The 19,484-nt window shown below is 61.0% G+C and carries 22 protein-coding genes; 13 read left to right on the top strand and 9 right to left on the bottom strand.

What is annotated here, in order from left to right; translation table 11 throughout:
- Positions 1 to 22 precede the first annotated feature (22 nt).
- Both xerD and HGP12_RS09785 read right to left on the bottom strand, forming a co-directional pair.
- Positions 23 to 997 (bottom strand): site-specific tyrosine recombinase XerD, encoded by a 975-nt coding sequence (gene xerD, locus HGP12_RS09790; RefSeq protein ID WP_168839990.1) that lies wholly within the window; start codon positions 995 to 997, stop codon positions 23 to 25.
- A gap of 11 nt (positions 998 to 1,008) precedes the next feature.
- Complete coding sequence (locus HGP12_RS09785; RefSeq protein WP_162943920.1) at positions 1,009 to 1,176, bottom strand: hypothetical protein; 168 nt, start codon at positions 1,174 to 1,176, stop codon at positions 1,009 to 1,011.
- Positions 1,177 to 1,337: 161 nt separating this feature from the next.
- On the opposite strand from HGP12_RS09785, the gene HGP12_RS09780 reads away from it, so the two are divergent.
- The 3 genes from HGP12_RS09780 to HGP12_RS09770 are packed head-to-tail and all read left to right on the top strand — an operon-like array spanning position 1,338 to position 4,368.
- Entirely contained in the window at positions 1,338 to 1,931 is a 594-nt protein-coding gene (locus HGP12_RS09780) for a shikimate kinase (protein WP_168839991.1), read from the top strand.
- Positions 1,928 to 3,058: a 3-dehydroquinate synthase gene (aroB, locus tag HGP12_RS09775; RefSeq protein ID WP_168839992.1), complete on the top strand. Its 1,131-nt coding sequence runs from the start codon at positions 1,928 to 1,930 to the stop codon at positions 3,056 to 3,058. Before HGP12_RS09780 ends, aroB begins: the two co-directional genes overlap by 4 nt.
- Positions 3,058 to 4,368, top strand: coding sequence for an HlyC/CorC family transporter (locus tag HGP12_RS09770; RefSeq protein ID WP_168839993.1), 1,311 nt, complete (start codon positions 3,058 to 3,060; stop codon positions 4,366 to 4,368). Before aroB ends, HGP12_RS09770 begins: the two co-directional genes overlap by 1 nt.
- A gap of 15 nt (positions 4,369 to 4,383) precedes the next feature.
- Here the strand turns inward: HGP12_RS09770 and HGP12_RS09765 are convergent, their stop codons facing one another.
- Complete coding sequence (locus HGP12_RS09765; RefSeq protein WP_168839994.1) at positions 4,384 to 4,671, bottom strand: BolA family transcriptional regulator; 288 nt, start codon at positions 4,669 to 4,671, stop codon at positions 4,384 to 4,386.
- 105 nt (positions 4,672 to 4,776) lie between these two features.
- Here HGP12_RS09765 and HGP12_RS09760 point away from each other — a divergent pair, with 105 nt between their 5' ends.
- The 4 genes from HGP12_RS09760 to HGP12_RS09745 all read left to right on the top strand — a co-directional run bounded on the left by HGP12_RS09760 (position 4,777) and on the right by HGP12_RS09745 (position 9,823).
- Positions 4,777 to 5,397 carry a J domain-containing protein gene (locus HGP12_RS09760; RefSeq protein ID WP_168839995.1) on the top strand — a complete coding sequence of 207 codons (621 nt, stop codon included), beginning with the start codon at positions 4,777 to 4,779 and terminating at the stop codon, positions 5,395 to 5,397.
- Between the two features lie 309 nt (positions 5,398 to 5,706).
- On the top strand, positions 5,707 to 6,696 hold the full coding sequence (cobS, locus tag HGP12_RS09755; RefSeq protein WP_168839996.1) for a cobaltochelatase subunit CobS: 990 nt from the start codon (positions 5,707 to 5,709) through the stop codon (positions 6,694 to 6,696).
- A gap of 119 nt (positions 6,697 to 6,815) precedes the next feature.
- The gene (gene cobT / locus HGP12_RS09750) at positions 6,816 to 8,717 is read left to right on the top strand and encodes a cobaltochelatase subunit CobT (RefSeq protein ID WP_168839997.1); all 1,902 of its coding nucleotides are present in this window, start codon (positions 6,816 to 6,818) and stop codon (positions 8,715 to 8,717) included.
- 104 nt (positions 8,718 to 8,821) lie between these two features.
- Positions 8,822 to 9,823, top strand: coding sequence for an esterase-like activity of phytase family protein (locus HGP12_RS09745; RefSeq protein ID WP_312862870.1), 1,002 nt, complete (start codon positions 8,822 to 8,824; stop codon positions 9,821 to 9,823).
- Positions 9,824 to 9,865: 42 nt separating this feature from the next.
- On the opposite strand, the gene HGP12_RS09740 is transcribed toward HGP12_RS09745, so the two are convergent.
- Both HGP12_RS09740 and rpmB read right to left on the bottom strand, forming a co-directional pair.
- On the bottom strand, positions 9,866 to 10,501 hold the full coding sequence (locus HGP12_RS09740) for a VUT family protein (protein WP_168839999.1): 636 nt from the start codon (positions 10,499 to 10,501) through the stop codon (positions 9,866 to 9,868).
- Between the two features lie 117 nt (positions 10,502 to 10,618).
- On the bottom strand, positions 10,619 to 10,918 hold the full coding sequence (gene rpmB / locus HGP12_RS09735) for a 50S ribosomal protein L28 (protein ID WP_004107717.1): 300 nt from the start codon (positions 10,916 to 10,918) through the stop codon (positions 10,619 to 10,621).
- Between the two features lie 237 nt (positions 10,919 to 11,155).
- Between rpmB and HGP12_RS09730 the strand changes: the two genes are divergently transcribed.
- Positions 11,156 to 11,932 carry a DUF3108 domain-containing protein gene (locus HGP12_RS09730; RefSeq protein WP_168840000.1) on the top strand — a complete coding sequence of 259 codons (777 nt, stop codon included), beginning with the start codon at positions 11,156 to 11,158 and terminating at the stop codon, positions 11,930 to 11,932.
- Between the two features lie 141 nt (positions 11,933 to 12,073).
- The gene (locus HGP12_RS09725) at positions 12,074 to 12,973 is read left to right on the top strand and encodes a DMT family transporter (protein ID WP_168840001.1); all 900 of its coding nucleotides are present in this window, start codon (positions 12,074 to 12,076) and stop codon (positions 12,971 to 12,973) included.
- A 49-nt stretch (positions 12,974 to 13,022) separates the two neighbouring features.
- On the opposite strand, the gene HGP12_RS09720 is transcribed toward HGP12_RS09725, so the two are convergent.
- From HGP12_RS09720 to gloB, 4 genes are all read right to left on the bottom strand, one after another.
- The gene (locus tag HGP12_RS09720) at positions 13,023 to 13,460 is read right to left on the bottom strand and encodes a VOC family protein (RefSeq protein ID WP_168840002.1); all 438 of its coding nucleotides are present in this window, start codon (positions 13,458 to 13,460) and stop codon (positions 13,023 to 13,025) included.
- A gap of 114 nt (positions 13,461 to 13,574) precedes the next feature.
- Positions 13,575 to 14,732 (bottom strand): esterase, encoded by a 1,158-nt coding sequence (locus tag HGP12_RS09715; RefSeq protein ID WP_168840003.1) that lies wholly within the window; start codon positions 14,730 to 14,732, stop codon positions 13,575 to 13,577.
- A 126-nt stretch (positions 14,733 to 14,858) separates the two neighbouring features.
- Positions 14,859 to 15,284, bottom strand: a complete 426-nt coding sequence (locus HGP12_RS09710; protein WP_168840004.1) for a cupin domain-containing protein — start codon at positions 15,282 to 15,284, stop codon at positions 14,859 to 14,861.
- Positions 15,284 to 16,054, bottom strand: a complete 771-nt coding sequence (gloB, locus tag HGP12_RS09705) for a hydroxyacylglutathione hydrolase (RefSeq protein ID WP_168840005.1) — start codon at positions 16,052 to 16,054, stop codon at positions 15,284 to 15,286. The genes HGP12_RS09710 and gloB overlap by 1 nt, the downstream gene beginning before the upstream one ends.
- A gap of 53 nt (positions 16,055 to 16,107) precedes the next feature.
- Between gloB and HGP12_RS09700 the strand changes: the two genes are divergently transcribed.
- The 4 genes from HGP12_RS09700 to HGP12_RS09685 all read left to right on the top strand — a co-directional run bounded on the left by HGP12_RS09700 (position 16,108) and on the right by HGP12_RS09685 (position 19,480).
- A complete protein-coding gene (locus HGP12_RS09700; RefSeq protein ID WP_168840006.1) occupies positions 16,108 to 16,887 on the top strand; it encodes a class I SAM-dependent methyltransferase in 780 nt (259 codons plus the stop codon).
- A 101-nt stretch (positions 16,888 to 16,988) separates the two neighbouring features.
- Positions 16,989 to 18,098, top strand: coding sequence for a histidinol-phosphate transaminase (hisC, locus tag HGP12_RS09695; protein WP_168840007.1), 1,110 nt, complete (start codon positions 16,989 to 16,991; stop codon positions 18,096 to 18,098).
- The gene (locus HGP12_RS09690; RefSeq protein WP_168840008.1) at positions 18,095 to 19,024 is read left to right on the top strand and encodes a prephenate/arogenate dehydrogenase family protein; all 930 of its coding nucleotides are present in this window, start codon (positions 18,095 to 18,097) and stop codon (positions 19,022 to 19,024) included. The genes hisC and HGP12_RS09690 overlap by 4 nt, the downstream gene beginning before the upstream one ends.
- Positions 19,025 to 19,051: 27 nt before the next feature.
- Complete coding sequence (locus HGP12_RS09685; RefSeq protein WP_168840009.1) at positions 19,052 to 19,480, top strand: GNAT family N-acetyltransferase; 429 nt, start codon at positions 19,052 to 19,054, stop codon at positions 19,478 to 19,480.
- Positions 19,481 to 19,484 lie beyond the last annotated feature (4 nt).

Here is a 19,484-nt window from a genome sequence, read left to right as displayed (position 1 = left end):
GGCTTTAGCCTGTATGCCGGTCCTAATCCTGTTTTTTTGCCTGTTTGGCAAGGGGGTGATGCGTTTGCACAAGCTGATGAAGACGTTCTTCCAGCACATGTGTGTAGATTTGCGTGGTTGAAATATCCGAGTGGCCGAGAAGTTCCTGCACCACGCGCAGGTCCGCGCCATTGGCCAGAAGATGGCTCGCGAAGGCATGGCGCATCACATGCGGCGAAATCATCGAGGGTGTCAGGCCTGCCCGAATGGCAAGATCCTTGAGATCGCGCGCGAAAACCTGGCGCGGCAGATAGCCTTGTCGGGAGGCCGCTGGAAAGAGCCAAGGGCTCTCCGGCGCGGGCTGCTTGGCATTTGCCGCAATCTCCGCCTGCAGCCGTCCATAGGTCTTCAAGGCCGAAATGGCGGATTGCGACAGCGGCACCAGCCGTTCCTTGTTTCCCTTGCCGCGGATCATCAGGAAGCGCCCCTCCTGATCCAGCACCTTTGCCGGCAGAGAGACGAGCTCACTGACGCGCATCCCGGTCGCGTAGAGCATTTCCAGAAGTACCAGCATGCGCAGGCGCAGTAGCCGGTCTGGTCCTTCGACGGCTGCTTCCTGCTCGGCCTGGGTCAGAAGCCGTGTCACCTCGTCGACGCCCATGGTCTTCGGAAGGGCGCGGCCTTTCTTGGGCGCATCGAGAATTCCCGTCGGGTCGTCCGTGCGCAGTCCTTCGGCATAAAGGAACTTATAGAACTGCCGCATGGCGGAGAGGCGGCGCGCCTGGGACGAGGGTTTGAAGCCCTGGCTCGACAGGCTGGAAAGATAGGCACCGAGATCATCGGCGCCGGCTTCCGTCAGGCGGACACCCCGCCCGGACAGAAAGGAATGGAGATCGTCAAGGTCGCGCTGATAGGACTGCAGCGTGTTGAGCGCCGCGCCGCGCTCGGCGCTCATCATCTCCAGGAAGGCTTCCAAGTGCACCCGCCCCAGATCGCGCGCGCCGGTTTTTGAGTTCATGGCCGGTGCACTCATGGCTTCAGCGAGCCCGTCGTCGGCGGGTTGAGGCGCTCCGGCGGAATGCGGATCGTCACATCGCGCGGCTGCGGATCGACAAAGAGCACGAGTGCCCACATCGCTCCATATATCGATCCGGCGATGACCGCGCAGATGACAAGGAAGCGAAACAGGGTTGGCATTCGAAAACTCTCCTTCTCGCCTTCATTGGCCCGGCGATGAGCAATAATTATGTCCGCCAAGCGTTAGCTGAAGGATATTGCAGACATGTTTACGATAGCGGCGTCTTGACGCTACCGGCGCATTTGACGATACCGTTTCCAAAGAAATTGTGAATGGGCCGATGAGTGAACAAGTCCTGACCCTTGCCGAAAGCCTCAAAGACAGGGCGCGCGCAGCGCTGGGTCAGCGTAATCTTGTCCTCGTGGGATTGATGGGTGCGGGCAAGTCCTCGGTCGGCAGGCTTTTGGCGCAGCAGCTCGGCATCCCCTTCGTCGATACCGATGTCGAGATCGAGCGCGTCTCGCGCATGACGATCACCGAACTGTTTGCCGCCTATGGCGAGCTGGAGTTCCGAGCGCTGGAAACGCGCGTCATCAAGCGGCTCCTCAAGGGCGGACCGCGTGTCGTTTCGACGGGTGGCGGCGCCTTCATCAATGAGAGCACGCGCCTGCATATCAAGCGCGGCAGCCTTTCCGTCTGGCTGAAGGCCGATCTCGACGTATTATGGGACCGCGTCAACAAGCGCGACACACGGCCGTTGCTCAAGACCGAGAATCCGAAACAGACCCTCGAGAACCTGATGAATGCGCGCTACCCGATCTATGCGGAAGCCGATCTCACGGTTCTGTCCCGCGATGTGAGCAAGGAAATCATGGTCAAGGAGGTCCTTGCCGCCATTGCCGAGGGAAAGACAGCAGAAAGCAAAATGCCATGAATGCGATCACAGCGGCTTCCGCAGAGCGTCTCGTGCGCGTGCCTCTCGGCGAGCGCGCCTATGACATCCTGATCGGTCCCGGCCTGATCGGCCGTGCGGGGCATGAGATCGCCACGCGGCTCAAAGGCCGCAAGGCCGCCGTGATCACGGATGAAAACGTCGCGCCCCATTACCTCGATGCGTTGATCGCCAGCCTCGAGGCCGCGGGCATCCAGGCCTCCAGTCTCGTCTTGCCGGCCGGCGAAAAGACCAAGAGCTTCGAGCATCTCATGACCGTTTGCGACGCGGTGCTGACCGCGCGCGTGGAGCGCAACGATGCGGTGATCGCGCTCGGCGGCGGCGTCATCGGCGATCTCGCCGGCTTTGCCGCCGGCATCGTGCGCCGCGGCGTTCGGTTTGTCCAGATTCCGACATCGCTGCTGTCGCAGGTGGATTCGTCGGTCGGCGGCAAGACCGGCCTCAACACCCATCATGGCAAGAATCTTGTCGGCGTCTTCCATCAGCCGGATCTCGTGCTTGCCGATACCGATGTGCTGAATACGCTGAGTGAGCGCGAGTTCCGCGCCGGTTACGCCGAGGTCGCCAAATACGGCCTGATCGACAAGCCGGATTTCTTCGCCTGGCTCGAGGCTAACTGGAGGCAAGTCTTTGCCGGCGGTGCCGCCCGCATCGAAGCGATTGCCGCGAGCTGCCAGGCGAAATCCGATGTCGTGGTCGCCGACGAGCGCGAAAATGGGCCTCGCGCCCTGCTCAATCTCGGCCACACCTTCGGACACGCGCTCGAAGCGGCCACCGCCTACGACAGCCGCCGGCTGGTGCATGGCGAAGGCGTCGCGATCGGCATGGTGCTGGCGCATGAGTTTTCCGCGCGCCTCAATCTGGCAAGTCCCGATGACGCAAAGCGCGTCGAGGCGCATCTGAAGGCCGTCGGCCTGCCGACCCGGATGGGTGATATCCCCGGCGAACTGCCGCCGACTGAGACGCTGATGGATGCGATCGCGCAGGACAAGAAGGTCAAGAGCGGCAAGCTTACCTTCATCCTCACCCACGGCATCGGCCAGGCCTTCGTTGCGGACGATGTGCCGTTCTCGGAGGTCTTGAGCTTCCTGAAGGAAAAACATCCCTGATGACGGTCGAAGGCACGCTGGCTGCATTGTTCGAATATTGGCCCGAGATCGCCTCGATCGTCGTGCTCGTGCTGCTGTCGGCATTCTTTTCCGGTTCGGAAACGGCACTGACTGCGGTCTCCAGGAGTCGAATCCACACATTGGAGGCCAATGGCGACGAGCGCGCCGGCATCGTGCGCCGCCTCATCGAGCGCCGTGACCGCCTGATCGGCACCTTGCTGATCGGCAACAATCTCGCGAACATCCTGTCGTCGTCATTGGCGACCAGCGTGTTCCTCGGCCTGTTCGGCAATTCCGGCGTAGCGCTGGCGACGGCCGCGATGACTGTGATCCTCGTCATCTTCGCCGAAGTGCTGCCGAAAAGCTGGGCGATTTCGACGCCGGATCGCTTTGCGCTCAATGTGGCTGCGCCGGTGCGGCTGTTTGTCGCTGTCGTCGGTCCGGTATCGAGCTTCGTCAATGCCATCGTCCGCTGGATTCTCGGCATTTTCGGCATCAACCTTTCCAAGGAAGTGTCGATGCTGTCGGCGCATGAGGAGCTGCGCGGCGCCGTGGACCTGCTGCATCGAGAGGGGTCGGTGGTCAAGGCCGACCGCGACCGTCTGGGCGGCGTGCTCGATCTCGGCGAGCTGGAGCTGTCCGATATCATGGTGCACCGTACGGCGATGCGCGCCATCAATGCCGATGATCCGCCCGAGGTGGTGGTGCGCGCCATTCTCGACAGTCCCTATACGCGCATGCCGCTCTGGCGCGGCACGATCGACAACATCATCGGCGTCGTGCATGCCAAGGATCTGCTGCGGGCGCTGGCGGAACGAAATGTCGAGCCGGAGAATCTCGACATCGTCAAGATCGCGCAGAAGCCCTGGTTCGTGCCCGACAGCACCAATCTCGAAGATCAGCTCAATGCCTTTTTGCGCCGCAAGCAGCATTTCGCCGTCGTCGTCGACGAGTATGGCGAGGTGCAGGGCATCGTCACCCTGGAAGACATTCTGGAGGAGATCGTCGGCGATATCGCCGATGAGCACGACCTTGACATCCAGGGCGTCCGTCAGGAGGCCGACGGCTCGATCGTCGTCGACGGCGTCGTGCCGATTCGCGATCTCAATCGGGCGCTCGACTGGCATTTGCCTGACGAGGAGGCGACGACGATCGCCGGCCTCGTCATCCACGAATCGATGACCATCCCGGAAGAGCGTCAGGCCTTCACCTTCTACGGCAAGCGCTTCATCGTCATGAAGCGTGAAAAGAACCGCATCACCAAGCTGCGCATCCGCCCCGCCGAGGCGGAAGAGGTGAAGCCGAACTGAAGCGACCTTCTGAGGCTACCAGCGCACCGCTTCGCCGGGTGCGGCCGGCTCCACGGCCAATGCGTGCAGGCCGGCATCCAGTTCCGGCTTCAGCAATTCGTTGATCGCTCTGTGGCGGGCAAGGCGCGGCATGCCGGCGAACTTGGCGGAAACGATGCGAATTCTTATATGCGTCTCGCCGGTTCCCGTCATGTCGGGCTGATGGCCGGCATGCAGGTGGCTTTCATTGATGACGGCGAGGCGCTCGGGCGCGAAAGCGTCGCTGAGCTTCCGCTCAATGCGGGATTGCAGTGTCGTTTCCATATTCCCGCCTCGACCTCGCTCGCGAAAAAGCCCCCACAAAGCCTATAACATTCCTGTTTGTCAATTCTTGTTGTGGGGTAACCGAGGCCCCATAATTAGGGCGCCATGAGACTTGATTCAAAATATTTCGATCGCATCCGCACCCGCCGCAAGCGCGCGCAGGAGCCTGAGCAAGGCCCGCCGACATGCCAGTGGGACGGCTGCGACAAGCACGGCACGCATCGCGCCCCGGTCGGGCGCAATGCGGAAGGGCAGTTCTTTTTGTTCTGCTTCGAGCACGTCAAGGAATACAACAAGGGCTACAATTATTTCTCCGGCCTCTCGGACGGGGAGATTGCGCGCTACCAGAAGGAAGCCATCACCGGCCATCGTCCGACCTGGACCGTCGGCGTCAACAAGGCGGCGAAGAACAGTCCCTTGCAGTCGGAAATCCGCTCCGGCGCCTATACACGGGTTCGCGATCCCTTTGGGTTCGTCAAGGACAATGATGGCCGCGGCACCGGCCCGCGCTTCCCACAGCAGCGCAAGCTGAAAACGCTGGAGGCGAAGGCGTTCGATACGATGGGGCTTGGCGCCACCGCCACGGCGCCGGAGATCAAGCGCCGCTACAAGGAATTGGTGAAAATGCACCACCCCGATGCCAATGGCGGTGATCGCGGTTCCGAAGAGCGCTTTCGCGCGGTCATTCAGGCCTATCAATTATTGAAGCAGAACGGTTTTTGTTAATTCCTGTCCTTGCTCTCCGCCTTCAATCAGGTATGGTCCAAATCGGCTGAAGCCGCAGGCAACCGCGGCAGGGTGCGCATTTGGCTGGCTGCACCTCGGTCAACTTTCCGGACGCGGCGTTTCTTGTCCGGGACTCTGTTCAAGGATGCTCGCAAGCGATCATTTCATCGCGCCGAGATTTTGCTTTAGTCCCGGAGAAGTATCGCCGCTGTTCCGACCGAACGGATGCGGGCAACAAAGCTGCGGCGTTTCGGACAAAACGGCTGAGATTGATATGGCTGGGTGAGAGCCACCCGCCCTGGAGACATGATGAGCAAGATTGACCTTGATATTTCCGAGATCCCCGACACCACCGTTTCGGTCCGTGAGGTTTTCGGCATTGATTCCGACATCCGCGTCCCGGCCTACAGCAAGGGCGGCGCCTACGTGCCCGACCTGGATACGGACTACCTCTTCGACCGCGAGACCACGCTCGCCATTCTCGCGGGCTTCGCTCATAACCGCCGCGTGATGATCTCAGGCTATCACGGCACCGGCAAGTCCTCGCATATCGAGCAGGTCGCCGCGCGCCTCAACTGGCCTTGCGTGCGTATCAACCTCGACAGCCATGTCAGCCGTATCGATCTCGTCGGCAAGGATGCGATCGTCGTCAAGGACGGCCTGCAGGTTACCGAATTCAAGGACGGCATCCTGCCCTGGGCCTATCAGCACAATGTCGCGCTCGTCTTCGACGAATATGATGCCGGCCGTCCGGACGTGATGTTCGTCATCCAGCGCGTCCTGGAATCCTCGGGCCGCCTGACGCTCCTCGACCAGAGCCGCGTCATCCGTCCTCATCCGGCGTTCCGCCTGTTTGCGACCGCCAACACCATCGGCCTCGGCGACACGACCGGCCTCTATCACGGCACGCAGCAGATCAACCAGGCACAGATGGACCGCTGGTCGATCGTGACGACGCTGAACTATCTGCCGCATAACAACGAAGTCGATATCGTGCTGGCGAAGGTGAAGTCCTTCCGCACCGACAAGGGCCGCGATACCGTCTCCAAAATGGTGCGCGTCGCCGACCTGACGCGCGCGGCCTTCATGAACGGCGACCTGTCGACCGTCATGAGCCCGCGTACCGTCATCACCTGGGCTGAGAATGCGGAGATCTTCGGCGATGTCGCCTTTGCCTTCCGCGTCACCTTCCTCAACAAGTGCGACGAGCTGGAGCGGCCGCTGGTCGCCGAGCACTATCAGCGGGCCTTCGGTGTCGAGCTGAAGGAAAGTGCGGCCAACATCGTGCTCGAAGCCTAGAACATTTCCGCTTTTCTTCGAATCGCGAAAACGTTCTATCTTTTTGTTTTGACGCAATTCCGGATAGAAAACTGTTATGCATTTTTCCTGGAATTGCTTTAGGGAAAAGCCGATACATCATGTCAGGTCGCGGAGATAATTCCAAAGCGAAGCCGGGTGCCCCGGTGGACATGGAGCCGTTGCGCCGGGCGATCACCGGCTGCGTCCGCTCGATCGCCGGCGATGCCGAGGTCGAGGTGGCCTTTGCCAATGAACGCCCGGGCATGACGGGCGAGCGCATCCGCTTGCCGGAGCTTTCGAAACGGCCGACAGCGCATGAGCTTGCGGTGACGCGGGGCCTCGGCGATTCGATGGCTTTGCGGCTCGCCTGCCACGATGCCCGCGTCCATGCCGTCATGGCGCCACAAGGTGCCGACGCCCGCAGCATCTTCGATGCTGTCGAGCAGGCGCGCGTCGAATCGATCGGCTCGCTGCGCATGAGCGGCGTTGCCGCCAACATCAATTCGATGAATACGGAGAAATACGCCAAGGCGAATTTCTCCGGCATCGAACGGCGCGAGGATGCGCCGGTCGGCGAAGCCATGGCGATGATCGTGCGCGAGAAGCTGACCGGCCAGAAACCACCGGAAAGCGCCGGCAAGGTGCTCGATCTCTGGCGTCCCTTCATCGAAGAAAAGACCGGCGGCGATCTCGATAGCCTACTCTCGTCCATCAACGATCAGCAGAGTTTCGCCCGCATCGTGCGCAACATGCTGACGGCCATGGAGATGGCCGAGGAATATGGCGACGAGCAATCGGAGCCCGATAGCGACGACCAGCAGAGCGAAGAGGACAAGCCGAACGGCGAGGACCAGGATAACGACGACGTCAAGGAAGACGAAGGTGCCGACGCCGCGCCGGCGGAGGACAGCGAAGCCTCCGACGAGCAGATGGACGACGGCGCGACCGAGGACGGCGGCGAGATTTCCGACGACGATATGAGCGAGGAAGGCGAGGAAGATTCGGAAACGCCGGGTGAGACCCGCCGTCCGAATACGCCCTTCGCCGACTTCAACGAGAAGGTCGATTATCACGTCTATACGGAAGAGTTCGACGAAACCACGACGGCACAGGAGCTGTGCGACGTGGCCGAGCTCGAGCGCCTGCGCGCTTTCCTCGACAAGCAGCTCGCGCATCTGCAGGGTGCTGTGGGACGGCTGGCCAACCGCTTGCAGCGTCGCCTGATGGCGCAGCAGAATCGCTCCTGGGACTTTGATCTGGAGGAGGGCTATCTCGATCCGGCACGCCTGCCGCGCCTGATCATAGACCCGACGCAGGCGCTGTCCTTCAAGATGGAACGCGATACGCAGTTCCGCGATACGGTCGTGACCCTGCTGATCGACAATTCCGGCTCGATGCGCGGCCGTCCGATCACGGTTGCCGCCTCCTGCGCCGACATTCTGGCACGCACGCTGGAGCGCTGCGGCGTCAAGGTCGAGATCCTCGGCTTCACCACCAAGGCCTGGAAGGGCGGACAGGCGCGCGAGAAGTGGCTTGCCGGCGGCAAGCCGCAGACGCCGGGCCGGCTGAACGACCTGCGCCACATCATCTATAAGTCCGCGGACGAGCCTTATAGACGGGCACGCAGCAATCTCGGGCTGATGATGCGCGAAGGCTTGCTCAAGGAGAATATCGATGGCGAGGCGCTGATCTGGGCGCATAACCGCCTGCTTGGACGCCGCGAGCAGCGCCGTATCCTGATGATGATCTCGGACGGTGCTCCGGTCGATGACTCCACGCTGTCGGTCAATCCGGGCAACTATCTGGAGCGGCATCTGCGCGCCGTGATCGATCAGATCGAGACGCGTTCGCCCGTGGAATTGCTGGCGATCGGCATCGGCCACGATGTGACACGCTACTATCGTCGCGCCGTCACCATCGTCGATGCCGACGAGTTGGCTGGAGCGATGACGGAGCAGCTTGCCTCGCTGTTCGAAGATCAGACGAGCATGCCGCGCTCGCGCATGCGCCGCGCCAGCTGAGCCCGCTGCGGCGTCCGGTGGCATCGGCCTTGAGGCCGGTGTCCTTTCCAACCGGTGCCGCCGGTTCCTGGAGCTGGCCGGCTGCTGGAAGATGCGCGTGCGTGATAGCCGTGCTTGCCGGCCTGCTTGCAGGCTGCGGTTCCGCAAATGATCCCGACGAGGCTGGCCCTGCTGCCATTCAGGCAAGGGCAATTTCCACTTTCAGGTCCGGCTCCGATCAATTGCGCTTCGGCGCTCTGGAGTTTCTCGGCGGCCTTGAGCTCAGCTCGGGCAATTCGCTTCTCGGCGCCATCTCGGCCATTCGCTTTCGCGCCGACCAACGGCATTTCGTCTCGGTGCTCGATACCGGCCACTGGCTCACCGGCGCCATCGAGCGTGACGAGGCGGGCCGGTTGAAGGGTATCAGCGATGCGCGGATCTCGCCGATCATGGACCGCGACGGCGGCACCGATGCCGGTAAGGGCGAGATGGATGCCGAAGGATTGGCGTTGCGCGGCGATCATGTCCTCGTCAGCTACGAACAGTATCATCGCGTCGATACCTATCCCGATCCCGGTTTCGAGACTTCCCCGCCGGACGGCACCATTCCCATCCTTATTCCAAGGCGGCGGCTGCGCGCCAATCGCAGCCTCGAGGCGCTGATGATCGCGCCACGGTCAAGCCCGCTTGCGGGTGGTGCCGTCATCGTCGCCGAAGACAGTCTGGACGATCAGGGCAATATACTGGCCGCCGTTCTGGATGGGCCGCTCCAGGGCCGCTTTACCGTTCGGCATTATGGCGGCTTCGGCGTCAGCGACGGTGTCTTTTTGCCCGACGGCGATCTATTGCTGCTGGAGCGGCGCTTCGGGCTGATACACGGCCTTGGCGTGCGCATCCGCCGCATTGCGGGTGCGGATATCAAGCCGGGTGCCGTCGTGGACGGCAAGGTGATCTTCGAGGCCGGGACCAGAGATCAGATCGACAATATGGAGGGCATAGACGTCTTCCGTGCCGCCGACGGTTCCCTCCACCTGATCCTGGTTTCGGATGATAATCATTCGATCCTGCAGCGCAGCCTGATGCTGGAATTTCGCCTGCACGACGAAAACCTTCTCAGCCAGAACTGAAGCATGTCGCGCGCCGATGCGGCACGCTTCGAATCATCGCTGTCAGGCGGTGGGCGCCTGCGACATCGGCTTCAGCACATTCATCAGCGCGCCGTAGGGCAGCAGCATGACGAGGCCGACCGTGGTCTTGACCGAGAAATCGCCGATGGCCCAGGAGATCCAGCGCGGCGCCGACGAGGAAAATGCGCCGAGGACCGGAGCCCATTCGATCGCGAAGGGATCGTTCGGTCCGAAGAAAACGAAGAAGGGCGCGAAGGCGAAGGAGAAGAAGATCAGCGTATCGAGCAGTGAGCCGATGAGCGAGCCGAACAGCGGCGCGCGCCACCAGGCCAAGCGGCGAAGGCGGTTGAAGACCGAGATATCGAGCAGCTGGCCGGCGAGATAGGCCGAACCGGAAGCGATCGCGATGCGCGGCTGCGCGGTATAGAACGACAGGGCGACACCAACGACGAAGCCGGCAAGCACCACCTTCCGCGCGGCCTTCGGGCCGAACTGGCGGTTGGTCAGATCGGTGATGAGGAAGGCGACCGGATAGGTGAAGGCACCCCAGGTGAGGATGTCCGCGAGATTGATGCCGGCGAATGTGGCCTGCAGCGGATACTGCACAAGGATGTTGGAGGCGACGACGACCAGCGTCATCAGCAGAACGTAGATAATGGTATAGCGTGCCGTCAGCATTTTTTTATCCTGGGAGATACCACCAGTTGAAAGAAACCGGACATGGAAAAAGGCTTGTCCGGAGATGATCCGTTCAAGCCTCTTAACCGGTATGAAATCGTGAAGTGCTCGTGCTGCTTAGGCAGCGACTGCAGCTTCAGCGGACTTCTTGACGATCTGGCGACGCAGCAGGCGAGCGCGCATGCTGAGTTCGTTTTCGCTTGCCTTGATAAGGAAAGCGTCCAGACCACCGCGATGCTCGACCGAGCGGAGCGCTGCAGCGGAAACGCGCAGGCGGTAGCGCTGGCCGAGAACGTCGGAGATCAGCGTGACCTGGCAGAGGTTCGGCAGGAACCGACGCTTGGTCTTGTTGTTGGCGTGGCTGACATTGTTGCCCACGAGGACGGCCTTGCCGGTCAATTCGCACATGCGGGACATGGTACACCTACTTTTGTTTTTCTCGGCCATCGGATAGACATCCCGGGCAAAGCCCCGCGCGCAATCCAACAGGCCATAATTGGAAAGTTGCGGTTCTATAGTCAGACAGGCCGGCCGCGTCAAGCCAAACCTTGTCTTTTCCCGCAATTCCGTCAAAAAGCTGCTGTTGTCTGGCGCTCGCAGCAGGCGAGCAAAGCAACTATATAACTTGCCTGATCCTCGTTGAAGGCCTTGATCATGGTTCAAATTCGGAAGTGGCTTCTCATTTCAGCGATCGTTGCGTCGATGCCGTCGATGGCATCGGCCGACGTGCTGCGGCATGAAACGCGCTATCGCGTTTCTTTGGCCGGCCTGCCGATCGCCAGGGCGGATTTCAAAACGGAAGTCACCGGCAAGCAGTTCACCATCCGCGGCGATATCACCTCCGCGGGCCTTGCCGATCTTGTCACCTCCATCGATGCCAGGACGGATGTGACCGGCGTCGTCAACGATACGAAGTTGCAGGCAACGCACTACACGCTCTTCTACAAGAGCGGGAAGAGGGAGCGCACCTACGATGTCGCCTATGCCGGCGGCAACGTGATGTCGAACACGATCACGCCCGAACCGAAACGGCCGGACACCTGGGTTCCCATCACGGAAGGCGACTTGAAATCCGTGCTCGATCCGATTTCAGGCATGATCTTTCCGATCACGCCCAGCCTCAACCTATGCAATCAGACGCTGGCCGTCTTCGACGGCGAGATGCGGATGGATCTGAAGCTGTCGCCGAAAGGATCTCATCCCTTCTCGACGGAGGGCTTCAAGGGCAAGACGGTTGTCTGCGGCGTGCGCTTCACGCCGAAGGGCGGCTACAAGAGCACACGCAAGGACTACCTCTATCTCGCCAAGAGCGACGATATGGAGATCTGGTTTGCCAAGGCCGATACCATGAATGTCTACGCTCCGGTCTATGTCCGCATACCCACACAATACGGAACGGTGACGATTACAGCCGTAAAATACGGCAGCTAGGACGACCAAACGCTTTACGGAAGCGTCTGGTCGGTCTAGCTACTAATTTCTACGCAATTCCGGACGGAAAACCGCCGAACGTTTTTCCTAGAATTGCTTTGGCGGATTGGGGACGTCCGCGACGATGAGCTGGGGGCAGCGATGAAATTTCGTGCGACATTGACGGGCTTCTCGGCCATCGTGATGTGGTCGTTTCTGGCACTTTTGACGGTGGCTTCGGGCAAGATGCAGCCCTTTCAGCTGCTCGCCATCTGCTTTGCCATCGGCAGCATCCCCGGCATCGTCGTGCTCTTGCTGAAGCCGGAACGCCTGCAGCTTCTGCGCCAGCCTGCTAAGGTCTGGATCACAGGCATTGCCGGCCTGTTCGGCTATCATTTCCTCTATTTCACGGCATTGCGCCATGCGCCGGCGGTGGAGGCGGGACTGATTGCCTACCTTTGGCCGCTGCTGATCGTTGTCGGCTCGGCGCTGCTGCCCAGCGAGCGGCTTCGCTGGTATCATATGGTCGGTGCGCTGATGGGGCTGGCGGGTACGGTTCTGATCGTCGGCCGCAACGGTTTTCGTTTCGAAGGCGCCTACGCGGTCGGCTATGGCGCGGCTTTGCTCTGTGCCTTCACCTGGTCCGGCTATTCGCTGATCACGCGCCGCTTCGAAGCCGTTTCCACCGACGTCGTTACTCTATTCTGCTTGGTGACGGCGATTCTTTCCCTTTTCTGCCACCTTGGCCTGGAGGAGACCATCTGGCCGGAGAGCTCGGCGCAGTGGATTGCGATCCTCGGATTGGGCCTCTTTCCCGTCGGCGCGGCCTTCTATGCCTGGGACTACGGCATCAAGAACGGCGATATCCAGATCCTTGGCGCGGCGAGTTATGCCGCACCGTTGCTGTCGACGTTGATCCTGACGCTTTTCGGCTTTGCAGAACCGAGTTGGGGCATTGCGCTTGCCTGCCTGCTCGTGACCGGCGGTGCCGTGCTGGCCGCGCATCGTATGATCCTGCGCCAAGATCGTGCTGAAGGCGCGCAGGCGGAAGCGGCAGAATAGCTCCGTCGCAATCGCTGCCGGTTCCTTCCGCGTTCTCGTCGTATCGCGCTCAGCCGAGTTCTTGGGCGAGTCCGATGAGAAGCCCTTCAGGCCCGCGGATGTAGCAGAGCCGATATGCATCTTTATATTGGACCACTTCGCCCACGAGCTGCGCGCCACGCGTGCGGAGCCTTTCAAGCGTTTCGTCAACGTCGTCAACCGCGAACATGACGCGGAGATAGCCCAGAGCGTTGACCGGGGCATTGCGGTGATCGGCGACGACAGGCGGCGTGAGGAAGCGGGAGAGCTCGAGCCGGCCGTGGCCGTCCGGCGTGCGCATCATGGCAATCTCGACACGCTGATCGCCCAGTCCAGTGATACGCCCGGCCCATTCTCCTTCGATCGTGGCCCGCCCTTCGAGCTCGAGGCCAAGTTCGCGAAAGAAATCGATCGTCCCTTCGAGGTCTTCGACGACGATTCCGACGTTGTCCATCCGCTTGAGTGCCATGTTTCCAATCCCCGAGGTGGTGTCTAAGGCGTGTCGCGATCGTTCAGATTCGCTGGTTGCGATTTAGAGCGGTTCAGCTTTTCACGGAATCGCTGAACCGCTCAAATCTGGAGGTTATTTCCTGAAGACCTTTTCCAGAAAGGCCACGAGCGAGGGCCGCCAGACATCCATTTCGTGCTGGAGGTCTGGATATTCGTGATACTCGTGCTTGATCTTCTTCTCTTCGAGCGTCGCCTTGAGGCCGGCGACATCCTTGCCGACCACCTGGTCCTTGCTGCCGACCGTTACGGTGAAGTTGTGCAAGGCCTTGTTGATCTTCTCCGGCTCGTTCAGCACCGCATCGACCGCCTTGTTCGGAACGGTGGTCGTGCTGACGCCGCTGAAGGTCGCGACCCAGCCGAAGGTGTCAAGATGAGAAAGGCCTGATACGAGAGCCTGATATCCGCCCTGTGACAGGCCGGCAACGGCCCGGCCTTCGGTGTCGTTCCGCACCCGGTAATGCTTTTTCATGTACGGAATGAGGTCTTCGGTCAGTTCGCGGTCGGCCGCCTCGGCATTCGCCGGATAGAAATTCGCGCGGCGATCGGCGGCGGGGAAGTTCTCGGCGATTGCATTCGACACGTCGGTTTCCGTATCGGGGATGACGACGATCATCGGCTCGATCTTCTTCTCGGCAAGCAGATTGTCGAGGATCTGCGGTGCGCGGCCCTGAAGAACCCAGGAACCTACCGTATCGCCGAAGCCGTGATAGAGGTAGAGCACGGGCAGCGGCTTGGAGGAATCGGTATAGCCGGGCGGCGTGTAGACATACATCTGCCGTTCCGAATCCAGCGCCTTGGAATGCAGGGTCACCAGCCGCAGGTCGCCATGCGGCACTTTGCGGATATCGAGAATGCTGCCGGGCACCAGGATCAGGCTGGTATTGACCTGCCGCTGCGGCTTCGGCGCATTGGTGCCGGTATCGATGCTGCGGAAACCGTCGACGTTGAAATAATACTCATAGAGATCGGGCTTCAGCACCTCGGACTTAACGCTAAAAGTACCATCGTCGCCGCGTTGCATGGCAATCGGATCATGTGAGCCGAGGACGACGGAGACGGCCTTTGCGGAGGGTGCATAAAGGCGGAAGGTGATCGAGCCGTCCTTTTCGACCGAGGTCACGAAGTTTTTCAGGGGCTGGCCGGCCGGCGGCGAAGCCGGCGCATCGAGGGCAAGGGCGGGGACGCTCATGATGCAGCCTGCCGCGACGAGCAAAGGAAACAATAAACGCACGAAAAAACCTCCTCCAGTTGAATCAATATTCTCTCTCCCGGTGTAAAGCTGACACAGCGCGACGCTTTTTCAAGGCTGCCGCTCCGCGCCGTCTCCCGCGTGATGTCAATGAAACGTAAAGGAGGTTCAACTCGAGGCGGGTTTCCAGTCGGGAGGGGCCATCTCGAAACTTGAAAATTCGAAGCCGGGTGCGACCGTGCAGCCGACAAGCGTGAATTGCCCGAGGCTTTCGGCCGATTGCCACCAGTTGGCCGGAATGATCGCCTGCGGGCGCTCGCCCTTTGCCAGGTCGATGCCGAGAAGGAGCCTTTCGCTGGTCTTGCCGTCGGCCGAGCGATGCAGGGCGAGCGGTGCGCCGGCATAGTAGTGCCAGACCTCGGCCGCATCATGCACCCGATGCCAATGCGAGCGTTCGCCGGCCTCAAGCAGATAGTAGATCGCGGTGGAGTGGCCGCGCGCGCCGCCGTTCTCGTCGCGAAAAGTCTGCACGTACCAGCCGCCTTCCGGATGCCGCTGCATGGAAAGCGTTTCGATGATCTCTTTTGCCTGCATCAGAAATTGTCCTTGCGCTTGCGGATTTCGGCAAAGACCTCGTCGTTGCTGCGGCTTTCCATCAAAAGGTGGCGGCGGATCGCGGGATCGGCGGCACGCAGGAACGGGTTCGTTTCCTTCTCCAATGCCAGCGTCGTCGGAATGGTGAACTTGCCTTCCGCCCTCAACGCCTCGATATCGGTTACACGTCTCTTCAGCCGCTCGTTGGTGGGGTCGATGGTCAGCGCGAAGCGGGCATTGGAGAGCGTATATTCATGGCCGAAATAGACGGCTGTTTCGTCCGGCAGAACCGCAAGCTTCTGCAGGGAGGCCCACATATCCATTGCCGGCCGTTCGAACAGGCGGCCGCAACCCAGCGCAAACAGCGTGTCGGCGGCAAAGAGCAGCTTGTCGTCGGCAAAGTGATAGCAGACATGGCCGGCGGTGTGGCCGGGGGTTTCGATGACATTGACCGTGTGGCCGGCGAACTCGAACGTATCGCCGTCGGCGACGGCGCGATCGAGGCCGGGAATGGCGACGGCCTCGTTGATCGGACCGATGATCTCGCAGCCGAACTGCTCCTTCAGCGCCAGATTGCCCTCGACGTGATCGGTGTGATGATGGGTCGTCAGAATATGGCTGATCGTCCAGCCGCGCCGCTCGGCCGCCTTCAGGATCGCATTCGCCTCCGGAGCGTCGATCGATGCCGTCAATCCGGTTTCGGGATCGTGGACCAAGACACCGTAATTGTCGGAACGGCAGATAAATATCTCTAATTCCAATGGTTTCATGATCAAAATCGTCCTCGTCTTTTCCGTTAGTAAAGAATGTAAGCCGATCGGCCTTGAAGTCCAACGTTCGGCTGATAACATTTGTTTCGATGCATACCGATATCGTTGATCTCCGCCAGTTTTATCATTCCGAGCTCGGTCGCTTGGCGGAGCAGTCGATTGCCATGGCGCTTTCCTCCATCTGGTCGCGTATGCCGGAGGAACGGCTTGTCGGTCTCGGCTATGCCGTCCCCTACCTCGATCGTTTCCGCGCCGATACCGAGCGCACCTTTGCCTTCATGCCGGCGGGGCAGGGCGCGGTGAACTGGCCGATGGGATCGGCATCATCGACGGCGCTGATCTTCGACGAAGAACTTCCATTGCCCGATAGTTCGATCGACCGCGTATTGATGGTGCATTCGCTGGAATTCGCCGAAAGCCCGCGCGAAACCTTGAAGGAGCTTTGGCGGGTACTGGCGCCGGGCGGGCGGCTTGTGATTGCCGTGCCGAACCGCCGTGGCGTCTGGGCACGAATGGAGCACACGCCGTTCGGCTCCGGCCGGCCCTATTCGCGCGGCCAGCTCACGTCGCTGCTGCGCGAAACCAATTTCACACCGGGTGCGACGGCCGAGGCGCTGTTCTTCCCGCCCTCCAAGCTTCGCGCGGTGCTGCGGTTGCGCCGCGCTTTCGAGCGGGTCGGCCGTGCCCTTTGGCCCGCTTTCTCCGGCGTCATCATCGTCGAGGCGCAGAAGCGACTCTATCAGGGACTGCCGGTTGCCGTTCGCGCTTCGCGCCGTGTCTTCGTGCCGGTGCTTGCGCCACGCGGCATACCGACGACGCGCGACGGTCCGTGACGCTTTCGCCGTAGCGTCACACTCGACAAATTTGTCAATCCGCATTAATGCGACGGGGTGTCATAAACCGGAATTTTCCGGTCTTTCCCAAGGTCGATCCCATGAGCATGGAAATGAGCAAGCCCGTCCCGCGTCCCGGCACTCTCGATATCGCTGCCTATGTGCCGGGCAAGGAGCATGCGCCGGGCGTTGCGCGCGTGTTCAAGCTCTCCTCCAACGAGACGCCGCTTGGCGCCAGCCCGAAGGCCATCGAAGCCTTCCGCGGTGCTGCCGGGCATCTGGAGCGCTATCCCGACGGGCAGGCCAAGGAGCTGCGCCAGGCGATCGCCGACGTCCACGGGCTGAATGTGGCCAATATTCTCTGCGGCAACGGCTCCGACGAATTGCTCAGCCTGCTCTGCCACACCTATCTCGGGGCAGGCGATGAAGGCGTTATCACAGAGCACGGTTTCCTGGTCTACAAGATCCAGATCATGGCCGCCGGCGCGACGCCGGTGACGGTCAAGGAGAAGGATTGCACCGTCGATGTCGACGCTATCCTTGCGGCCGTCACGCAGAAGACCAAGATGGTCTTCGTCGCCAATCCGGGCAACCCGACCGGCACCTACGTCCCTGTCAGCGAGATCCGCCGCCTGCAGGCGAGCCTGCCGAAGCATGTCATCCTCGTGCTCGACGCCGCCTATGCCGAATATGTCCGCCGCAACGACTATGAGGCGGGTCTCGAGCTCGTTTCGGCCAACCAGAATGTCGTCATGACCCGTACCTTCTCGAAGATCTATGGCCTGGCCGCGCTTCGTATCGGCTGGATGTACGGGCCTGTCGATATCGTGGATGCTCTCAACCGGGTGCGCATGCCGTTCAACATCAGTGCCGCCGCCATCGCCGCGGGTGCGGCCGCCATCCGTGACCAGGCTTTCACCGAGAAGGCCGTCGCGCATAACACGCTGTGGCTCGAAAAGATGACGGCGGCACTCGAGGCCCTCGGCCTCAAGGTGACTCCGTCGGTTGCGAATTTCGTTCTGATCCATTTCCCCGACAGCGACGGCAAGCGCGCTGTGGAGGCCGATGATTTCCTCACGAGCCGCGGTTACATCGTCCGGGCCGTGCGCGCCTATGGCTTTCCGAATTCTCTGCGCATGAGCATCGGTACCGAAGAGGCCAATCTCGGCGTTATCGATACTCTGACCGAATTTATGGGACGCAAGGTATGAGCACGATCCAGTTCGACCGCATCGCGCTGATCGGCATCGGCCTGATCGGTTCTTCCATCGCCTATGACATCAAGCGGCTGGGCCTTGCCAAGGAAGTGGTGATTTCAACGCGCAGCGCCGAGACACTGAAGCGCGCCCAGGAACTGAAGCTTGGTGATCGCTATACGCCGTCCTCGGCCGAGGCGGCCAAGAAGGCGGATCTCGTCATCGTCTCCGTGCCTGTCGGAGCCTCGGAGAGCGTTGCCAAGGAAATCGCTGCGCATCTGAAGCCGGGCGCCATCGTCACCGATGTCGGCTCGACCAAGGCTTCGGTCATCGCGCAGATGCAGCCGCATATGCCCTCCAACGTGCATTTCATTCCGGGCCATCCGTTGGCAGGTACGGAGAAATCCGGGCCGGATGCGGGTTTCCCGGGGCTGTTCAAGGGACGCTGGTGCATCTTCACGCCGGTTCCCGGTACTGACGAAGCCGCGATCAGGACACTTCGCACCTTTTGGGAAACGCTGGGCTCACGCGTCGACGAGATGGATCCGGAGCATCATGACAAGGTGCTGGCGATCGTCTCGCACCTGCCGCATCTGATTGCCTACAACATCGTCGGAACCGCCGACGATCTGGAGACGGTGACCGAATCGGAAGTCATCAAATATTCGGCTTCCGGCTTTCGCGACTTCACGCGCCTTGCCGCGTCCGATCCGACCATGTGGCGCGACGTCTGCCTGCACAATCGTGATGCCATCCTGGAAATGCTGTCGCGCTTCTCGGAGGATCTGGCATCGCTGCAGCGCGCCATCCGGTGGGGGGACGGCGACAAGATCTTCGAACTTTTCACCCGTACGCGCGCCATTCGCCGTTCGATCGTCGAAGCCGGCCAGGATGTCGACGTGCCGGATTTCGGCCGTCATGCGCTGGATGCGAAGGAATAGGCATCCAGACGCAAGGGAGGGGCGTTCATGATCGTCAGACGCGGGCGCTCCGAAGATTTGCCCTGGCTCTTTGAGCATGATGACGCGAGCGAGGCTTGGATCAAGCGTTGCATTGAGTTTGGCGAATATTTTGTCGCCGTGCAGAATGGCGAGCTTGTCGGCTTCCTGCGCTTCAGCCGTTTCTGGGGCAAGATACCCTATATGGATATGATCCGCGTGCTGCCGTCATACCGACGCGAGGGCGTTGGAACGGCTCTGTTCCATGCCTGGGAAAGCGCCATGATCGAAGAGGGCGCCCAGCATTTGATGACCTCAAGCGAATGGGCGGAAGCTGAACCGCAGGCGTGGCATCGCCGCAACGGCTTCAAGGCAGTGGGCAGCATCGACCTTCGCATCGTCCAGCCGAGCCCGGAGATATTCTTTGTGAAGGATATCTCCGGCGCAGGTAAGGGATAGCGCC

The sequence above is a fragment of the Rhizobium sp. P28RR-XV genome (assembly GCF_012641385.1).
GTDB lineage: Bacteria > Pseudomonadota > Alphaproteobacteria > Rhizobiales > Rhizobiaceae > Rhizobium.
Note: the sequence above shows the minus strand (reverse complement) of the source record. Positions and strands in the feature narration are given on the sequence as shown.

Coding starts and splice junctions, on each gene's coding strand:
- HGP12_RS09770 (WP_168839993.1), top strand. CDS start 3,058: ATGACGGTCGAAGGCACGCTGGCTGCATTGTTCGAATATTGGCCCGAG.
- cobS (WP_168839996.1), top strand. CDS start 5,707: ATGAGCAAGATTGACCTTGATATTTCCGAGATCCCCGACACCACCGTT.
- HGP12_RS09785 (WP_162943920.1), bottom strand. CDS start 1,176: ATGCCAACCCTGTTTCGCTTCCTTGTCATCTGCGCGGTCATCGCCGGA.
- HGP12_RS09765 (WP_168839994.1), bottom strand. CDS start 4,671: ATGGAAACGACACTGCAATCCCGCATTGAGCGGAAGCTCAGCGACGCT.
- HGP12_RS09720 (WP_168840002.1), bottom strand. CDS start 13,460: ATGGCACTCAAGCGGATGGACAACGTCGGAATCGTCGTCGAAGACCTC.
- HGP12_RS09730 (WP_168840000.1), top strand. CDS start 11,156: ATGGTTCAAATTCGGAAGTGGCTTCTCATTTCAGCGATCGTTGCGTCG.
- HGP12_RS09780 (WP_168839991.1), top strand. CDS start 1,338: ATGAGTGAACAAGTCCTGACCCTTGCCGAAAGCCTCAAAGACAGGGCG.
- xerD (WP_168839990.1), bottom strand. CDS start 997: ATGAACTCAAAAACCGGCGCGCGCGATCTGGGGCGGGTGCACTTGGAA.
- cobT (WP_168839997.1), top strand. CDS start 6,816: ATGTCAGGTCGCGGAGATAATTCCAAAGCGAAGCCGGGTGCCCCGGTG.
- HGP12_RS09690 (WP_168840008.1), top strand. CDS start 18,095: ATGAGCACGATCCAGTTCGACCGCATCGCGCTGATCGGCATCGGCCTG.
- aroB (WP_168839992.1), top strand. CDS start 1,928: ATGAATGCGATCACAGCGGCTTCCGCAGAGCGTCTCGTGCGCGTGCCT.
- gloB (WP_168840005.1), bottom strand. CDS start 16,054: ATGAAACCATTGGAATTAGAGATATTTATCTGCCGTTCCGACAATTAC.
- HGP12_RS09740 (WP_168839999.1), bottom strand. CDS start 10,501: ATGCTGACGGCACGCTATACCATTATCTACGTTCTGCTGATGACGCTG.
- rpmB (WP_004107717.1), bottom strand. CDS start 10,918: ATGTCCCGCATGTGCGAATTGACCGGCAAGGCCGTCCTCGTGGGCAAC.
- HGP12_RS09725 (WP_168840001.1), top strand. CDS start 12,074: ATGAAATTTCGTGCGACATTGACGGGCTTCTCGGCCATCGTGATGTGG.
- HGP12_RS09685 (WP_168840009.1), top strand. CDS start 19,052: ATGATCGTCAGACGCGGGCGCTCCGAAGATTTGCCCTGGCTCTTTGAG.
- hisC (WP_168840007.1), top strand. CDS start 16,989: ATGAGCATGGAAATGAGCAAGCCCGTCCCGCGTCCCGGCACTCTCGAT.
- HGP12_RS09710 (WP_168840004.1), bottom strand. CDS start 15,284: ATGCAGGCAAAAGAGATCATCGAAACGCTTTCCATGCAGCGGCATCCG.
- HGP12_RS09760 (WP_168839995.1), top strand. CDS start 4,777: ATGAGACTTGATTCAAAATATTTCGATCGCATCCGCACCCGCCGCAAG.